Raw genomic sequence first — 14080 nt, 5'->3', positions numbered from 1 at the left:
GGGACGTCAGACCGCGCCGCCGGAGCGCAGGCGGGCGAGCCAGGCGCGTGCCTCGACGAAGTCCTCGTCGGCGGTGCCGACGTGCACGGTCGGCGCGACCGCGTCGGCGCGCGGGTACGACCCGAGGAAGCGCACGTACGGGCAGCGCCGGTGCAGGCCCATGATCGCCTCGCCCATCCGCTCGTCCGTGATGTGCCCCTCGGCGTCGATCGAGAACGAGTACCGGCCGAGCGCGTCGCCGATGGGCCGCGACTCGATGCGCGAGAGGTTCACGCCGCGCACCGCGAACTGCTCGAGCATCGCCAGCAGCGCGCCCGCCTCGTTGTCCGGCAGGTGCACGACGAGGCTCGTCTTGTCCGCACCCGTGCGCGCCGGCACCTCGCCGGGGTGCCCGACGACCACGAACCGCGTGAGCGCCGACGGGTTGTCCGCCACGTGCTCCGCCAGCGGCGTCAGCCCGTACGTCGCGACGGCGGACGGCGGCACGAGCGCCGCGTCGAACGGCAGACCCGCGGCGTCACCGGACGCGAGCGCCTCCACCAGCAGCGCCGCGGGCGCCGTGTTGCTCGTCGCGGGCACGTGCACCGACCCCGGCAGGTGCGCCGCGATCCACCGCCGGCACTGCACCCACGCGTGCGGGTGCGCCGAGACGCGGCGCACGTCCGCGAGCGCGGTCCCGGGTGCGGCGACGAGCGTGAACTGCACCGGCACCAGCACCTCGCGCAGCACGACGAGCGGGTCGCCGGTCGCGAGCGCGTCGAGCGTCGCCGTGACGCCGCCCTCCACCGTCGACTCGATCGCCACCACGGCGTAGTCGGCGTCGCCCGCCCGGACGGCGGCGATCGCCGACCCGACGTCGGTCTGCGGCAGGTACTGCGCCGCGTCCGGGGACGCGACCCGCCGCAGCGCCTCCTCGGTGAACGTCCCCGCCGGCCCCAGGTACGCGTAGCGCGGCACGCCCATCGCCCCTCCCGCTGCTGCCCGGCGGTCGCGCCGCACCGGTCCGCGTCCGGGGCGCACCCGCGCCCCGACGGACCGCTGCACGCGTCCGCGGCCGCCCGTGCGGCCCCGGCGAGCCTAGTGCGCGCACGTAGGCTGAGGCGGTGCCCCGGTCCCTGCGCGCCCTCGTCCCCGCCCTGCTCGCGGCGCTCGCGGCGGTGCTCGTCGCGGTGCTCGGCGTCGGCGTCGCGGCACCCGCGACCGCGGTCGGCACCGACCCGGCCGGCACCGACCCGGCCGGCACCGACCCGGTCCGCGCCGCGCAGGCGCCCGTCCCGGGGCCCGTCGTCCTCGTCGGGGTCACCGGGCTGCGCTGGGACGACGTCGGCTCCCTGACCACGCCCGCGCTGTGGGAGCTGTCCCGCGGCGGGTCCGTCGGGACCGTCGCCGCCCGCTCGGTCGGGTCGCGCGCCTGCCCCGCGGACGGCTGGCTCGCGGTGTCCGCGGGTGCGCGCGCGGCGGACCTGCCCGCCGAGGACCGCACGTGCCGCACCCTGCGGGACCCCGGCGAGGCCGGCACCGTGCCGGGGTGGGACGACTACCTCGCTGCCGCCGCCGGGGAGTCCTACGGCGCGCGGCCCGGGACGCTCGGCCGCGTCCTCGCCGCCGCCGGGACGCCCGCGGTCGGCATCGGGCCCGGCGCGGCGATCGCGCTCGCGGACCCGGACGGCGTGCCCGTCGGCGAGCACCTGCGCGGGCCGTCGACACCGGCGGCGCTGCGTGCGCTCGTGCGCGAGTCGGCCGCCGGCGGCGCCGCGCTGCTGGTCGTCGACGCCGGCCAGATCCGCGACCCCGGGTACGCCACCGCACCCCGCCTGCCCTCGAGCGGCCCGACGGCCACCGCCGGGCCGGCACCGGTCGAGGAGGAGGCACCGCTCGGTGGGGCGCCCACCGTCCCCGACCTGCCGGGCTCGGAGTCCATCGTCGAGCCGTCACGCGCGCAGCAGGCCGTCTCGGTCGACGAGCGCGTCGCGGCGGTCCTCGAGGGTCTCGGCAACCGTGACGCGACCGTGCTCGTCGTGTCGCTCGCCGACTCCGGGCGGGTCGTCCTGCAGCTCGCGGCCGCCACCGGCCCGGGGCTCGACGGCACGGTCTACGACGAGAACCTGCTGGCCTCGGGCTCCACGCGCCAGGCGGGCGTCGTGCAGAGCACGGACGTGACACCGACGGTGCTCGCGCTGCTCGGCCTCGCGGACGACGCCCCCGCGCTGCCGGGCGCCAGGATCCGGCCCGTCCCCGGCCCGGACACCGGCGCGGCACGCGTCGGCGCGCTCCTCGACGCGCAGCAGGAGGCGTCCGCGGTCACGCGGGTCTCCGGCACGTTCTCCGCGCGGCTGGTGCTCTCCCAGGCCGCCCTCTTCGTCGCCGCCGCGGTCGTGCTGACGCGGCGCGCGCGCACCGGCGGTGGTGGCCCCCTGCGGCCGTCGCTGCGCGTCCTCCAGGTGGTCGCGCTCGCGCTCGGCGCTGCACCGGTCGCGTCGTTCCTCGTCGGTCTGCTGCCCTGGTGGCGGGCGGACCGGCCGGTGACCGCGTTCTGGTGGGCGCTGGTGGGGTGGGTCGCCGTCATCACCGCGCTCGCGCTGGCCGGACCGTGGCGCCGGCACGTGCTGGGCCCGGCGGGCGTCGTCGCGGGCACGACCGTCGGCGTGCTCGTCGTCGACGCCCTCACGGGCTCGAACCTCGTCATCGACGCGCCCATGGGTGCCCACCGCATCCTGGCGGCGCGGTTCTACGGGCTGAGCAACCAGGCGTTCGCGCTGATCACCGCGGCCGGCGTGCTCGTGGCCGTGGTGGTCGCCGACGCGCTGCTGCGCCGCGGCCGCCGGGGGCGGCGGTGCTCACGGTGGTGCTCGTGGGTCTGGTGCTCGCGGTGGTCGACGGCGCGCCGATGTGGGGCGCGGACTTCGGGGGCCCGCCCGCGATCCTCGTGGCGTTCACGATGCTGGCGCTCGCGGTGGCGGGGCGGCGCGTGTCCTGGCGGCTCGTGCTGGTCGTCACCGCCGCCGGCACCGCAGCGGCGCTCGGCCTGGCCTACCTGGACTGGCTGCGGCCCGTCGCCGACCAGACGCACCTCGGCCGGTTCTTCGCGACCGTGCTCGAGGGCGGCCTGTGGGACGTCCTGTGGCGCAAGCTCTCGGTCAACCTGCGCGTGCTCACCTCCTGGCGCTACCTCGTGCTGGCGATCGGGGGTGTCGCGCTCACGTGGCTCGTGCTCGCCGGACCCCGCTCCCGGCGCGGCGCGATCCTCGGCGAGGGCTCCCCGCTCGAGGGCCTGCAGCGCGCGGTGCCCCTGCTGCGGCCGGCGATCGCCGCCACCGGCGTGGCCCTGACGATCGGGTTCCTCATGAACGACTCGGGCATCGTGGTCCTCGCGCTCGGGATCGCCGTGTCGGTGCCGTGCCTGGTCGCCGCGGCGGCGCAGTGGCGGCTCGAGAACGACGCCCTCCCGCCGGTCGCCGACGGCGGGGGGACCGTGGGGGCGACCACCGCCCCCGGCACCGTCAGCCCCGCGGACGCACCTCGGGCGTGAGCGTGCGGCGCACCGACCCCGCGGCCGCCCGCGCGCGGCGCGCGTTCACGGCGATCTGCACGTCGCGGTACTGCGCCGCACGGTGCAGCTGGCCCTTGAGGTCGGTGCCCGAGGGCCGGTGCCGCAGGTCGCAGGGCACCTCGAGGACGCGGTAGCCGCGCCGCAGCAGGTCGATGGTCATGCCGACCTCGACGCCCCAGCCGCGCGCGAGCGGCGTCGCCGCCTCGAACGCCTCACGCGTGAGGCAGCGCATGCCGGACAGCGGCTGCGTGGGGGTCCAGCCGGTCATCGAGACGATCGCACGCCGGGCCGCACCGACGACGAGACCCCGACCGCCCGCGCCCGGCTGCGGCGGCAGGAGCGCGATCGCGAGGTCGGTGAGCCCCTCGAGCACCGGTGGGACGAGCGGCGCCGTGTTGACGGCGGTCTCGCCCAGGTCGCCGTCGATGAACAGCAGGGTGCGCGGCGGCCGGTCGGGGGCGTCGCGCATCGCGACGACGGCCGCACCGGTCTCCATCGCGGCGGCCTTGCCGCGGTTGTGCGAGTGCCGGACGACGACCGCGCCGGCCTCGCGCGCCACGTGCTGGGTGTTGTCCTCCGAGCCGTCGTCGACGACGAGGACGAGGTCGACGTGGGGGATCGCGCGCGCCGAGCGGACGGTCGCCGCGATGCGGCGGGACTCGTCCTTGGCGGGGATGATCACGGCCACGCGCTGCCGCTGGCGCTGCGCGCGGGGGCGGCTCCCACCGGCCGGCTCCGGGCTCCGGCCGGCCTCGCTCCCCGTCGCTGTCACGCGCCCCACCCTAGTCACGATCGGGACCGGCCCGCCTCACGACGCGGCCGGGCACCCGCGCGTCCCACCTGCGGCGCCGCGGGGCGGAGCCGCAGGTGGGGACGGGTTCAGCGGAGCGTGACCTGCCGCGCGACGAGACCTGCGCGCGCACGGCGGGCGTTCGCGTCGAGCGGGCTCGTGTCGGCCATCGCCTCCTCCAGCCGGGGCGCGAACGCGGCGAGCGGGCCCTCGACGTCCTCGGCCTCGGAGCCGCGGGCCAGCTCCCAGACGGGCACGACGATGCCGGCGGCGCGGAAGTACCCGAGGAAGCGGGCGTCCTCGAAGCCGGACTCGCGCCGGGCGTGCAGGCGCGCGAGCCCGTCGAGCACGACCTGCTCGTCCTCGGCGCGGGCCCAGCGGAGGAACTCCTTGGACCCCATGCGGCACCAGTAGGCCGAGCCGACCGACGAGATGCGGCGCGTGTCGATGATCCCCGCGTCGGCCTCCTCGATCGCGGCCTGCACCTCGGACGTCACCTCGGTGCTCGGGTCGAGCCAGTACGAGAAGCTGTCCCGGACGGTGACCTCGAACGGCACGGACAGGTCGAGCACGTCCTGCAGGCGCGGGCCGGGCGTCGGCAGGCCGATCGTCTCGACCGCGGTGCCGGGCTCGGCGTCGAGCGCCTTGAGCAGGGCGGCGGCGAGGTCGCGGCTGGCGTCGCCCGAGCTCGTGGCGGTCTGCAGCGCGAGCAGCACGGTGCCGTCGGCGCGGTGCAGGGCGGGCCAGGAGCTCGGCAGGACGGTCGTCACGACGACGTCACGGGCGCCGTGCTCGGCGGTCGTGCGGGCCGTGGCCGTGGCGGCGGGGACGAGCTCGCGCAGGGCGACCCAGTCGGGCTCCCCGGGCAGGCCCTCGAACGGGCGCAGGACGAAGGTGTCGTTGGCGGGCACGCGCCGAGGCTACCCGTCGTGGCCACGACGGACCGGGCGCACGTGCCCACGACGGACGGGACGCGGCGAGGCCACGACGGACCGGACGCGGCGTCGTCGCGACGGGACGCGCGCGGCGTCGTCACGGGGGCCGTCCACCCGCTGCCGACGCGCAGCGCGTCCCCGGGTGGATCGGGCAGGCTGGACACCTGTCCACCCCCCCGTGCCCGGGAGACCCGATGCCCGCCCGCCCGCGCCGCGGCGCCACCGCCCCCGCCGCACCCGCGCGCGCGCCGGAGGCCGTCGTCCTCGTCAACGCGCGGTCGCGGCGCGGCGCCGTCCTGCACGACCGCATCGCGCCCGCGCTCGTCGCCCGGGGCGTGCCGGTGCTCGACGTGCACGTCGTCCACGACCCGGCCGTGCTGCCCGACCTGCTCCCCCGGGTGCTGGCCGACGACCCGCCGATGCTCGTGGTCGGCAGCGGGGACGGCACGCTGGCCACGGTGGTCGACCACCTCGCGGGCCGGTCCACGGTGCTGGGCTACCTGCCGCTGGGGACGACGAACAACACGGGACGCAGCCTGGACCTGCCGTTGCGCCTGGCGGCCGCGCTCGACGTGGTCGCGCACGGGCGCACCGTGAGCGTGGACCTGGGCCGCGCGAACGGTGACTGGTTCGCCAACCTGGTGAGCGTCGGGCTCTCGTCCGAGGTCGCCGGCCGCACGCCGCACGTGCTCAAGCGCCGGCTGGGGCGGGCGGCGTACGCGGTCACGGCGGCCCGCGCGCTCGCGACGCACCGGCCGTTCGACGCCGAGGTGACCGTGGACGGCCTGACGTGGCACGTGCGCACGCACCAGCTGAACGTCGCGAACGGCCGGGTGCACGCCGGCACGCCCATCGCCACCGACGCGGGCATCGACGACCGGCTGCTCGTCGCGTACGCGCTGGGCGGCGCCCACCCGGCGTCGGTCGTCGCGGCCGCGGCGCACCAGGCGACGACGCCGTGGCGCCCGCTCGGGCACAAGGGGTACGTCACCGGGACGGAGGTCCGCGTCGTCACCGACCGCCGGCTGCGGCTCGACGTGGACGGCGAGCTGACGGGCTGGGTGGGCCCCGACGAGCCGCTCGTCGTGCACGTCGACGCCGGCGCACTGCGGGTGCGCGTGCCCCGGCGGTTCGTCCCCCGGGACCCGCTCGCGCACGAGCGCTGACGGCAGGCGCCGGCACGGCACTCAGCGCTCGCGCACGAGCGCTGACCGTCCCGGGGGCCGACCAGGCCCGCCTCGCGCGTCGCCCGACGTCCGCCTGCCCCCGTCGTCCCACGACGTGGGACCGCGCCCCGGTGACCCCGTGATCCGAGCGCCTGCGCAGCCGCCAGCGCGTCCGATCACGGGGTCGCGGTGGGCGCGTCCCAGGACGTGGGACCGGCCCGGACGGAGGCCCGGGGGAAGGGGTGACGGCGGCACGGTCCTGGACACGCCGTCGGGGCGGTGATCCGGACGTCCGCCCAGGTCGCGCCGCGCCGGCGTGCCGCGACCGACCCGCGCGACCGCGTGCGCGGCGCCCCTCCCCTACGGGAGGATCAGGACATGGACCCGCGCGCCGGAACCCCTGCCCAGCCGTCCGACCTGATCGACGTGGACGCCCTGCTCGCGGCGTACCACGACCGCGAGCCCGATCTCGACGACCCTGCGCAGCGCGTGGTCTTCGGCACGAGCGGCCACCGCGGCTCCGCCCTCGACGGCGCCTTCAACGAGGCGCACATCGTCGCCATCACCGCCGCGATCGTGGAGTACCGCCGCGGGCAGGGCACCGACGGCCCGCTGTTCATCGGCCGGGACACGCACGCGCTGTCGGAGCCGGCGTGGACGACGGCGCTCGAGGTGCTCGCCGCGGCGGGCGTCGAGGTGCACGTCGACGCCCGCGACTCCTGGACGCCGACGCCCGCGGTGTCGCTCGCGATCCTGCGCCACAACGGCGCCGGCACCTCGGAGGGCGTGCGCACCGCCGGCCCGGGCCTCGCGGACGGCATCGTCGTCACGCCGTCCCACAACCCGCCGCGCGACGGCGGCTTCAAGTACAACCCGCCGCACGGCGGGCCCGCGGGCTCCGAGGCGACGGGCTGGATCGCGGACCGCGCCAACGAGATCCTGCGCTCCGGCTGGCGCAACGTCCCGCGCGTCGGCGTCGAGCAGGCGCTCGCGGCGGAGACGACGCGCAAGCACGACTACCTGTCGTCGTACGTGGACGACCTCGCGAACGTCATCGACCTCGACGCGATCCGGGCGGCCGGCGTGCGCATCGGCGCCGACCCGCTCGGCGGCGCGTCGGTCGAGTACTGGGGCGCGATCGGCGAGCGGTACGGGCTCGACCTCACGGTCGTGAACCCGACGGTGGACCCGCGCTGGTCGTTCATGACGCTCGACTGGGACGGCAAGATCCGCATGGACTGCTCGTCGCCGTACGCGATGGCCTCCCTGCTCGAGCGGATGCGCCCCGGCGCGGGCGGCAGCGCACCGTTCGACATCGCCACGGGCAACGACGCCGACTCGGACCGCCACGGCATCGTCACGCCCGACGCGGGCCTGATGAACCCGAACCACTACCTCGCCGTCGCCATCTCCTACCTCTACGGCGGTGCGCGCCCGGGCTGGCCCGAGGGCGCCGCCATCGGCAAGACGCTCGTCTCGTCCTCGCTCATCGACCGCGTGGCCGGCGCGCTGGGCCGACGGCTGCTCGAGGTCCCGGTCGGGTTCAAGTGGTTCGTGCCGGGGCTCGTCGACGGCTCCGTCGGGTTCGGCGGCGAGGAGTCGGCGGGCGCGTCGTTCCTGCGCACGGACGGCACCGTGTGGACCACCGACAAGGACGGCATCCTGCCGGCGCTGCTCGCCTCGGAGATCCTCGCGACGACCGGGCGCAGCCCGTCCCAGCACCACGCCGAGCTCGTCGAGCGGTTCGGCGAGTCGTACTACGCCCGCGTCGACGCCGCCGCCACGCGCGAGCAGAAGGCGACGCTCGCGGCGCTGTCGGCCGAGCAGGTCACGGCGACCGAGCTCGCGGGCGAGCCGATCACCGCCCGGCTGACGGCCGCGCCGGGCAACGGTGCGGCGATCGGCGGGCTCAAGGTGACGACCGAGAACGCGTGGTTCGCCGCACGCCCGTCCGGCACGGAGGACGTCTACAAGATCTACGCCGAGTCGTTCGTCTCCCCCGAGCACCTGCAGCGGGTGCAGGAGGAGGCGAAGCAGGTCGTGGCGGACGCGCTGGGCGGCTGACCGCGTCGCCCGGGGCAACGATCCCCGGGCACACACGAGGGCCCGACCACCGGCACGTGATCGGGCCCTCGGTGCGTCACGCGCGCGCGCACGCGGACGTCGTGGCGGGTGTGCGGTCCAGCCCCGCGGGGACCGGGCTGGACCGCACCCCCGCGTCCTGGGGGTCAGGCGGCGGCGCGCCCCAGACCCGTGAAGCGCCAGCCCGCGTCACGCCAGCGCGCGGCCGAGAGCTTGCCGCGCGCGTCGATCACGCGCGGCGTGTGGGTGAGCGGCGCGAGCGCGGCGGGGTCGGCCTGCAGGAACTCGTCCCACTCGGTCAGGACGAGGACGACGTCGGCGCCCTCGACGGCCTCCTCGACACCGGTCGCGTAGGACAGCGTCGGGAACAGGCGACGGGCGGTGTCACCGGCCTCGGGGTCGTAGACCGTGACCTGCGCACCACGCAGGTGCAGCGCCGCGGCCACGTTCAGCGCCGGGCTGTCACGCACGTCGTCGGTCAGCGGCTTGAACGCCGCACCGAGCACACCGATCCGCTTGTTCAGGACCGACCCGTCGCAGGCCTCCAGCGCCAGGTCGATGACCCGCTCACGCTGACCCATGTTGATCTCGTCGACCTGCTGCAGCAGCGCCGTCGCCCGGTAGGCACCCAGCTCGTTCGCCCGGTGCATCAGCGCCCGGATGTCCTTGGGCAGGCAGCCCCCACCGAAGCCGAGACCGGCATCGAGGAACTGCCGCCCGATGCGCACGTCGTGACCCAGCGCGTCGGCCAGGACCGTCACGTCCGCACCCGCCGCCTCGCACACACCCGCGATCGCGTTGATGAACGAGATCTTCGTCGCCAGGAACGCGTTCGCGCTGACCTTGACCAGCTCCGCCGTCGGCAGGTCGGTCACCACGACCGGCGCACCCTCGCCGATCGGCGTCGCGTAGACCCGACGCAGGACCGCCTCGGCCTTGGCGGACACCCCGCCGAGCACGATGCGGTCCGGGTGCAGCGTGTCCTGCACGGCCTTGCCCTCACGCAGGAACTCCGGGTTCCACACGAGCTCGACGTCCAGGCCCGCCGGGGCCTCGGCCGCGACCAGCCCACGCAGACGCGCCGCGGTGCCCACCGGCACCGTCGACTTGCCCACGATGACCGCGTCCTTCGTCAGGTGACGGGCGATCGCCGTCGTCGCGGCCTCGACGAACCGCAGGTCCGCCGCGTGCGACGTGCGCTGCTGCGGGGTGCCCACGCACACGAAGTGCACATCACCCTGCGCCACCGCGGACGCCACGTCCGTGGTGAACCGCAGCCGACCCGTGGCCAGGTTCTTCTCCAGCAGCTCGGGCAGCCCGGGCTCGAAGAACGGGACCTTGCCCGCCTGCAGAGCGTCGACCTTGCCCTGGTCGGTGTCCACACCGACCACGTCGAAACCGAGCTCGGCCATCGCGACCGCATGCGTCGCACCGAGGTAACCGGTACCGAGAACGGTGATACGGGGGCCGTCGGGCGACGCGGCGGGCGCGTCGGCGACGGGAGCGTCGACGGGTGCGTCGACGGGACGGGCGGTCGTCAGGCGGGCGGCGGGGCGTGAGGTCGTCATGGCATGCCTCCGGGTACGGGTGGGGCGCGGGGCGCGCGAGGACGCCCCGCGTCGGTGCGAGGGGGGACGCGCCGGGCGTCCGGTGGGGTACGCGCACCCCGAGGGGGTGCGGGCACCCGGACCGCCCCGGCCGGCCGCGCGCACGGCGCGGCCGACCGGGCGGGTCGCCGTCAGACCCTGGTCGCCGTCAGGGCGTGGGTGCGGGCGTGGCGCCGGCGGGAGCGAGCGACTGCTCGTCCGTCGCCCGGAGGACCGCGACGGTCTCCGTCGGCGCCGGCGCGGGCGCCGGGGCCGGCTCCGGGTCCGGCGTGACGGCCGGTGCGGGCACCGGGGGCGTCGCGGCGGGCGGGGACGGTGTCGCGGGGGGTGTCCCGGTGGGCGTCCCGGTGGGCGTCGGGGTCGGCGGACCGAACACGGGCGCCGGTGCCGCCTCGGGAGCCGCGGGTGCGGCGTCGGCGGCAGGTGCGGCGTCCGCAGGTCCGGCGGCCGCGGCCGCCGGTGCCGGGAGCGGTGCGTACCCGAACCCGGCAGCGGGGTCGTGGATCCCCTCGACGAACGCGCGGAGCGAGTCGGCGCGGGAGTTGATGCGCCAGTCGTTCGTCACCCGCTGGCCCTGGCTGATCGTCGTCACCGTGTGGTGGAACCACGCGATGCCGATGATGTCCTGGTTCTCGGGCCTGGCCAGTGCGTCGAACAGGTCCGTGACCCACTGCGGCTTCTGGTTGCCGATCTCCGAGGCGCCGATCTCCGCGAGCAGGATCGGCTTGGACGGCGCGATCTCCCGCAGCTGCTTGAGCGACCGGTCGTAGGTGTAGGAGAAGGTCGGCGTCTGGTCCGCGCGGTACGGCGGGCGGAAGTAGCCGGACAGGCCCACCCAGTCGACGTACTCGTCGCCCGGGTACAGCGACTTCATGTACCACGACGAGTACTTGGCGTAGTCGGGCAGCGCGTTGACGATGTTCGGCGCCCAGACCCACAGGACGTACTCGTTGGCGCCCTCCTCCTCGAAGATGTCGTGCACGTGGCGCCACACCTTCACGAAGTCGCCCTTGCGGTTGCCGTTGAGCGGCCCGCCGCCCCACTCGCGCTCGCCCCACGGGTACCAGGACCCGTTCATCTCGTGGTTGAGGCGGATCGCGAGCGGCATGCCGTGGGCGGCGACGTCCCGGGCGTACTTGCGCAGGTACTCGTCGTACCTGCCGCCGAGGATCACGGGCAGCGAGTAGTCCGGGTCCACCGCCTGGTCGTTCGCCGCGAGCATCGGGCGCGACTCCCACGTGAGCAGCGGGAGCATCCCCTTCTCCCACGAGCGCGTGACGGCGTCGGGGCGGAAGTCGCCGTCCCAGCCCTGGAAGTACCCGGACATGTCCGGGACGGCCTGCACCTTGCGCGTGATGTCGTCGAACTCCGCCCAGTTGAACGGCGACTGGGTCGTGTACAGCCCGAAGTAGCGGTCCTGCGGCGTGCGCAGCTCGTCGAGCGTCGGCGTGACCGGGCGGGGCTTCGGCGGCGCCGGCGGCCGGGGCGCGGGGTTGTTGACCTGGTTGCTCAGGTCGTCGCCACGCGCCTTCTGGGCGTCGCGCTCGCGCGCCGCCTGCTCCGCCGCCCGCCGGGCCGCCTCGAGCGCGCCGACGGCGGCGGCGTGCTGCTTCTCCAGCGAGGCCTTCTGCGCCGCGCGCCGGGCGGCGGCGGCACGGTCCGCGGCCGCCTTGTCGCGGCCCCGGGCCGCGGCGGCCGCCTTCTCGGCGGCGGCCTTCTGCTTGCCGCGCTCGGCCGCCGCGGCCTTCTCGGCGGCGGCCTTCTGCCTGCCGCGCTCCTCGGCGGCCTTCGCGGCGGCCTTCTCGGCGGCCCCCTTCTCACGTCCCCGCTCGGCGGCCGCGGCGCGCTCCGCCTTGGCCTTGCCCTGCGAGCGCTCCAGGGCGGCGAGCTCGTCCTCCCGGTCCGCGAGGATCGCGCGCAGGTCCGCGTTCTCCTGCTCGAGCTGCTTCTCCAGCTCGCTCTTGGCGGTCGGCGTGGCCTCGGACGGCGAGAGCCACACGATCCCCGTGACGACGCCCAGCGCGAGCGCGACGACGAGCGCCGCGGTCCGCGCGACGAGACCGAGCCGGCCCGTCAGCGTCCACCAGTGCCTGCTCGTGCGCTCAGACATAGAACACCGCCATCACCGAGAACATCACCAGTCCGATCGCGTAGGGGACGAGAGCCAGGGGGTTCGGCCGCCGGCGCGCGGGGAGCGCACCGGCCACCTGGGCGCGCTGGCGCGCGCGGCTGCGCAGCGCGAGGCGCGCGGCGGCCGTGGACGTGCCGGCCGGGGCCGTGCCCGCCGGGGTCGTGACGGCGCCTGCGACCACGGGCGTGCCGCCGGGAGGTGTGCGGTCGACGAGGTCGACGGGTGCGTCGGCGTCGTCCACGCGCTCCAGCTCGGCCATGAGGTCGGCGTCCGGCACGGCGTGCTCGGCACCTCCCGAGTACGCCCCGGCGCGGGTGCCCCAGCCGGCGGCGTGGGCCATGCGGAAGAACCCGACGAGCCGGATCGGCATCAGGAAGAGCGTCGAGACGATGATGAACAGCGGCAGGCGGAAGAAGTCCGAGGGCTTCTCCTGCAGGTGCCGGATCTGCCGGATCGCCATGGAGAGCACCGACGAGACGATCATGAGACCGACCACCCAGGCCCAGCCCTCGAGCCGCGTCGTGCTCTCGAGGATCGCCTCGTAGAGGTTCACGCCCGTGCCGGAGACCGCGCGGTACACCCAGCCCGCGATCGTCCCGAACAGCAGGAACGGCAGCAGGATGTCGGTGATGAAGAAGATCGCCAGGACCGGCGCGTGCCCGACCATCCAGGGCAGCATCCGCAGGGTGTTGTACTGCGACCCGCGCGCCCAGCGCAGCTGCTGCTTCGCGAGCTTGCGGATCTTCAGCGGGGCGTCGGTGTAGACCAGGCTCGTGTACTGGTACACCGTCCGGTAGCCGGCCTTCAGCGTGAGGTTCGTCAGCGTCCGGTCGTCGGAGACCTCGAGGAACACCCCGAGGAACTTCTCCGTCATGAAGGCGTCCATGACCTGCATGAGGATCCGCCGGCGGAACGCGATGGTGCGGCCCGGCAGGCAGCCGACCTGCCCCAGGACGGACTGCGCCGGCATCGAGTAGAGGGCGCGCGTGTTCTCGAGCCAGTCGGCCCAGCGCGTGATCCACGAGCGCGTCGGCTCGAGGATGCGCTGGCGGGTCGTGACGCCGCCGACCGACGGGTCGGCGAACGGCTTGACCAGCTCGGCGAGCGTGCGGTCCGTCCAGACCGTGTCGGAGTCGACGAGGACGGTGATCTCGCCCCGCGACATCTGCGTCCCGATGCGCACCGCGTTGCGCTTGCCCGGGACCGGGGTGTGCGTGCGCCGCACGAGGGGCGCGAACTCGTCGCAGACCGCCTCGAGGCCGGGGTTGGCGGCGCCGTTGATGACGACGATCACCTCGTCCGGGCGCTGGTCGACGATGCGGCGCAGCACGTCGCGGAAGAGGTCGAGGGGCTCGTCCACGACGGGGACGACGACGGACGTGCTGACCTCGTAGGGGGCCGTCGCGGGGCGGTACCGCCGCGACAGCACGACCTTGAGGACCCACAGCGCCCAGACGAGGGTGGAGAAGACGGCGAAGAGGTAGATCTCGTTCTGACCCTCGAGCATGTGCCGAAGCTGGAGGATGAAGATGAACATGAGTCTCCTGGCGGGCCGGTACGGATGAGCTGGACGGCGTCATCGGCGCACAGCAGGAGCAGGGGCCGGAGGCCCGACCCAGTCCTGCGGTCGGGCCTCGAGGCCGGATCGACCGGGACCACGGCGGCACCCGGGAGCTCTCCGGGTGTCCGTGCACCGTGCGTTGCCGCCGCGCCGCTGGATGCGGCGCTGCCGGTCGGGGGTGGTGCCACCATGCCCGCGCTGCAGCACGCCGCGAAAGCCATTCCGGCAAACTTCCTGTGAACGGTCATTCTGGACATT

10 protein-coding genes are annotated in these 14080 nt (G+C 75.6%); 4 read left to right on the top strand and 6 right to left on the bottom strand.

Annotated features, from left to right (window positions below; all coding sequences use genetic code 11):
• Positions 1-6: 6 nt before the first annotated feature.
• Entirely contained in the window at positions 7-963 is a 957-nt protein-coding gene (pheA, locus tag GC089_RS01415; protein WP_155376180.1) for a prephenate dehydratase, read from the bottom strand.
• Positions 964-1103: 140 nt separating this feature from the next.
• Here pheA and GC089_RS01410 point away from each other — a divergent pair, with 140 nt between their 5' ends.
• Both GC089_RS01410 and GC089_RS18310 read left to right on the top strand, forming a co-directional pair.
• Complete coding sequence (locus GC089_RS01410; protein WP_155376179.1) at positions 1104-3329, top strand: hypothetical protein; 2226 nt, start codon at positions 1104-1106, stop codon at positions 3327-3329.
• Positions 3284-3529, top strand: coding sequence for a hypothetical protein (locus GC089_RS18310; RefSeq protein WP_196250778.1), 246 nt, complete (start codon positions 3284-3286; stop codon positions 3527-3529). Before GC089_RS01410 ends, GC089_RS18310 begins: the two co-directional genes overlap by 46 nt.
• Here GC089_RS18310 and GC089_RS01405 read toward each other — a convergent pair.
• On the bottom strand, positions 3501-4322 hold the full coding sequence (locus tag GC089_RS01405; protein WP_370514046.1) for a glycosyltransferase family 2 protein: 822 nt from the start codon (positions 4320-4322) through the stop codon (positions 3501-3503). The two genes, GC089_RS18310 and GC089_RS01405, sit on opposite strands and share 29 nt — an antisense overlap.
• A gap of 107 nt (positions 4323-4429) precedes the next feature.
• Positions 4430-5251 (bottom strand): DUF5926 family protein, encoded by an 822-nt coding sequence (locus GC089_RS01400; RefSeq protein WP_155376178.1) that lies wholly within the window; start codon positions 5249-5251, stop codon positions 4430-4432.
• 218 nt (positions 5252-5469) lie between these two features.
• On the opposite strand from GC089_RS01400, the gene GC089_RS01395 reads away from it, so the two are divergent.
• A complete protein-coding gene (locus GC089_RS01395; RefSeq protein WP_155376177.1) occupies positions 5470-6441 on the top strand; it encodes a diacylglycerol kinase family protein in 972 nt (323 codons plus the stop codon).
• A gap of 378 nt (positions 6442-6819) precedes the next feature.
• Complete coding sequence (pgm, locus tag GC089_RS01390) at positions 6820-8505, top strand: phosphoglucomutase (alpha-D-glucose-1,6-bisphosphate-dependent) (RefSeq protein WP_155376176.1); 1686 nt, start codon at positions 6820-6822, stop codon at positions 8503-8505.
• Between the two features lie 164 nt (positions 8506-8669).
• Here the strand turns inward: pgm and GC089_RS01385 are convergent, their stop codons facing one another.
• The 3 genes from GC089_RS01385 to GC089_RS01375 all read right to left on the bottom strand — a co-directional run bounded on the left by GC089_RS01385 (position 8670) and on the right by GC089_RS01375 (position 13798).
• The gene (locus GC089_RS01385; protein ID WP_155376175.1) at positions 8670-10091 is read right to left on the bottom strand and encodes a UDP-glucose/GDP-mannose dehydrogenase family protein; all 1422 of its coding nucleotides are present in this window, start codon (positions 10089-10091) and stop codon (positions 8670-8672) included.
• Positions 10092-10278: 187 nt separating this feature from the next.
• Positions 10279-12240: a glycoside hydrolase family 26 protein gene (locus tag GC089_RS01380; protein ID WP_230684981.1), complete on the bottom strand. Its 1962-nt coding sequence runs from the start codon at positions 12238-12240 to the stop codon at positions 10279-10281.
• On the bottom strand, positions 12233-13798 hold the full coding sequence (locus tag GC089_RS01375) for a glycosyltransferase (RefSeq protein ID WP_155376174.1): 1566 nt from the start codon (positions 13796-13798) through the stop codon (positions 12233-12235). The genes GC089_RS01380 and GC089_RS01375 overlap by 8 nt, the downstream gene beginning before the upstream one ends.
• Between the last annotated feature and the right edge of the window lie 282 nt (positions 13799-14080).

The sequence above is a fragment of the Cellulomonas sp. JZ18 genome (genome assembly GCF_009720485.1).
In the GTDB taxonomy this organism is placed as follows: domain Bacteria; phylum Actinomycetota; class Actinomycetes; order Actinomycetales; family Cellulomonadaceae; genus Cellulomonas.
The sequence above is the reverse complement of the archived record's forward strand: the minus strand, read 5'-3'. Positions and strand labels throughout refer to the sequence as shown.

Bases quoted from the DNA above. Each gene is read 5' to 3' on its own strand.
- GC089_RS01385 (WP_155376175.1), bottom strand. From the start codon at position 10,091: ATGACGACCTCACGCCCCGCCGCCCGCCTGACGACCGCCCGTCCCGTC.
- pheA (WP_155376180.1), bottom strand. From the start codon at position 963: ATGGGCGTGCCGCGCTACGCGTACCTGGGGCCGGCGGGGACGTTCACC.
- GC089_RS01395 (WP_155376177.1), top strand. From the start codon at position 5,470: ATGCCCGCCCGCCCGCGCCGCGGCGCCACCGCCCCCGCCGCACCCGCG.
- pgm (WP_155376176.1), top strand. From the start codon at position 6,820: ATGGACCCGCGCGCCGGAACCCCTGCCCAGCCGTCCGACCTGATCGAC.
- GC089_RS01375 (WP_155376174.1), bottom strand. From the start codon at position 13,798: ATGTTCATCTTCATCCTCCAGCTTCGGCACATGCTCGAGGGTCAGAAC.
- GC089_RS01380 (WP_230684981.1), bottom strand. From the start codon at position 12,240: ATGTCTGAGCGCACGAGCAGGCACTGGTGGACGCTGACGGGCCGGCTC.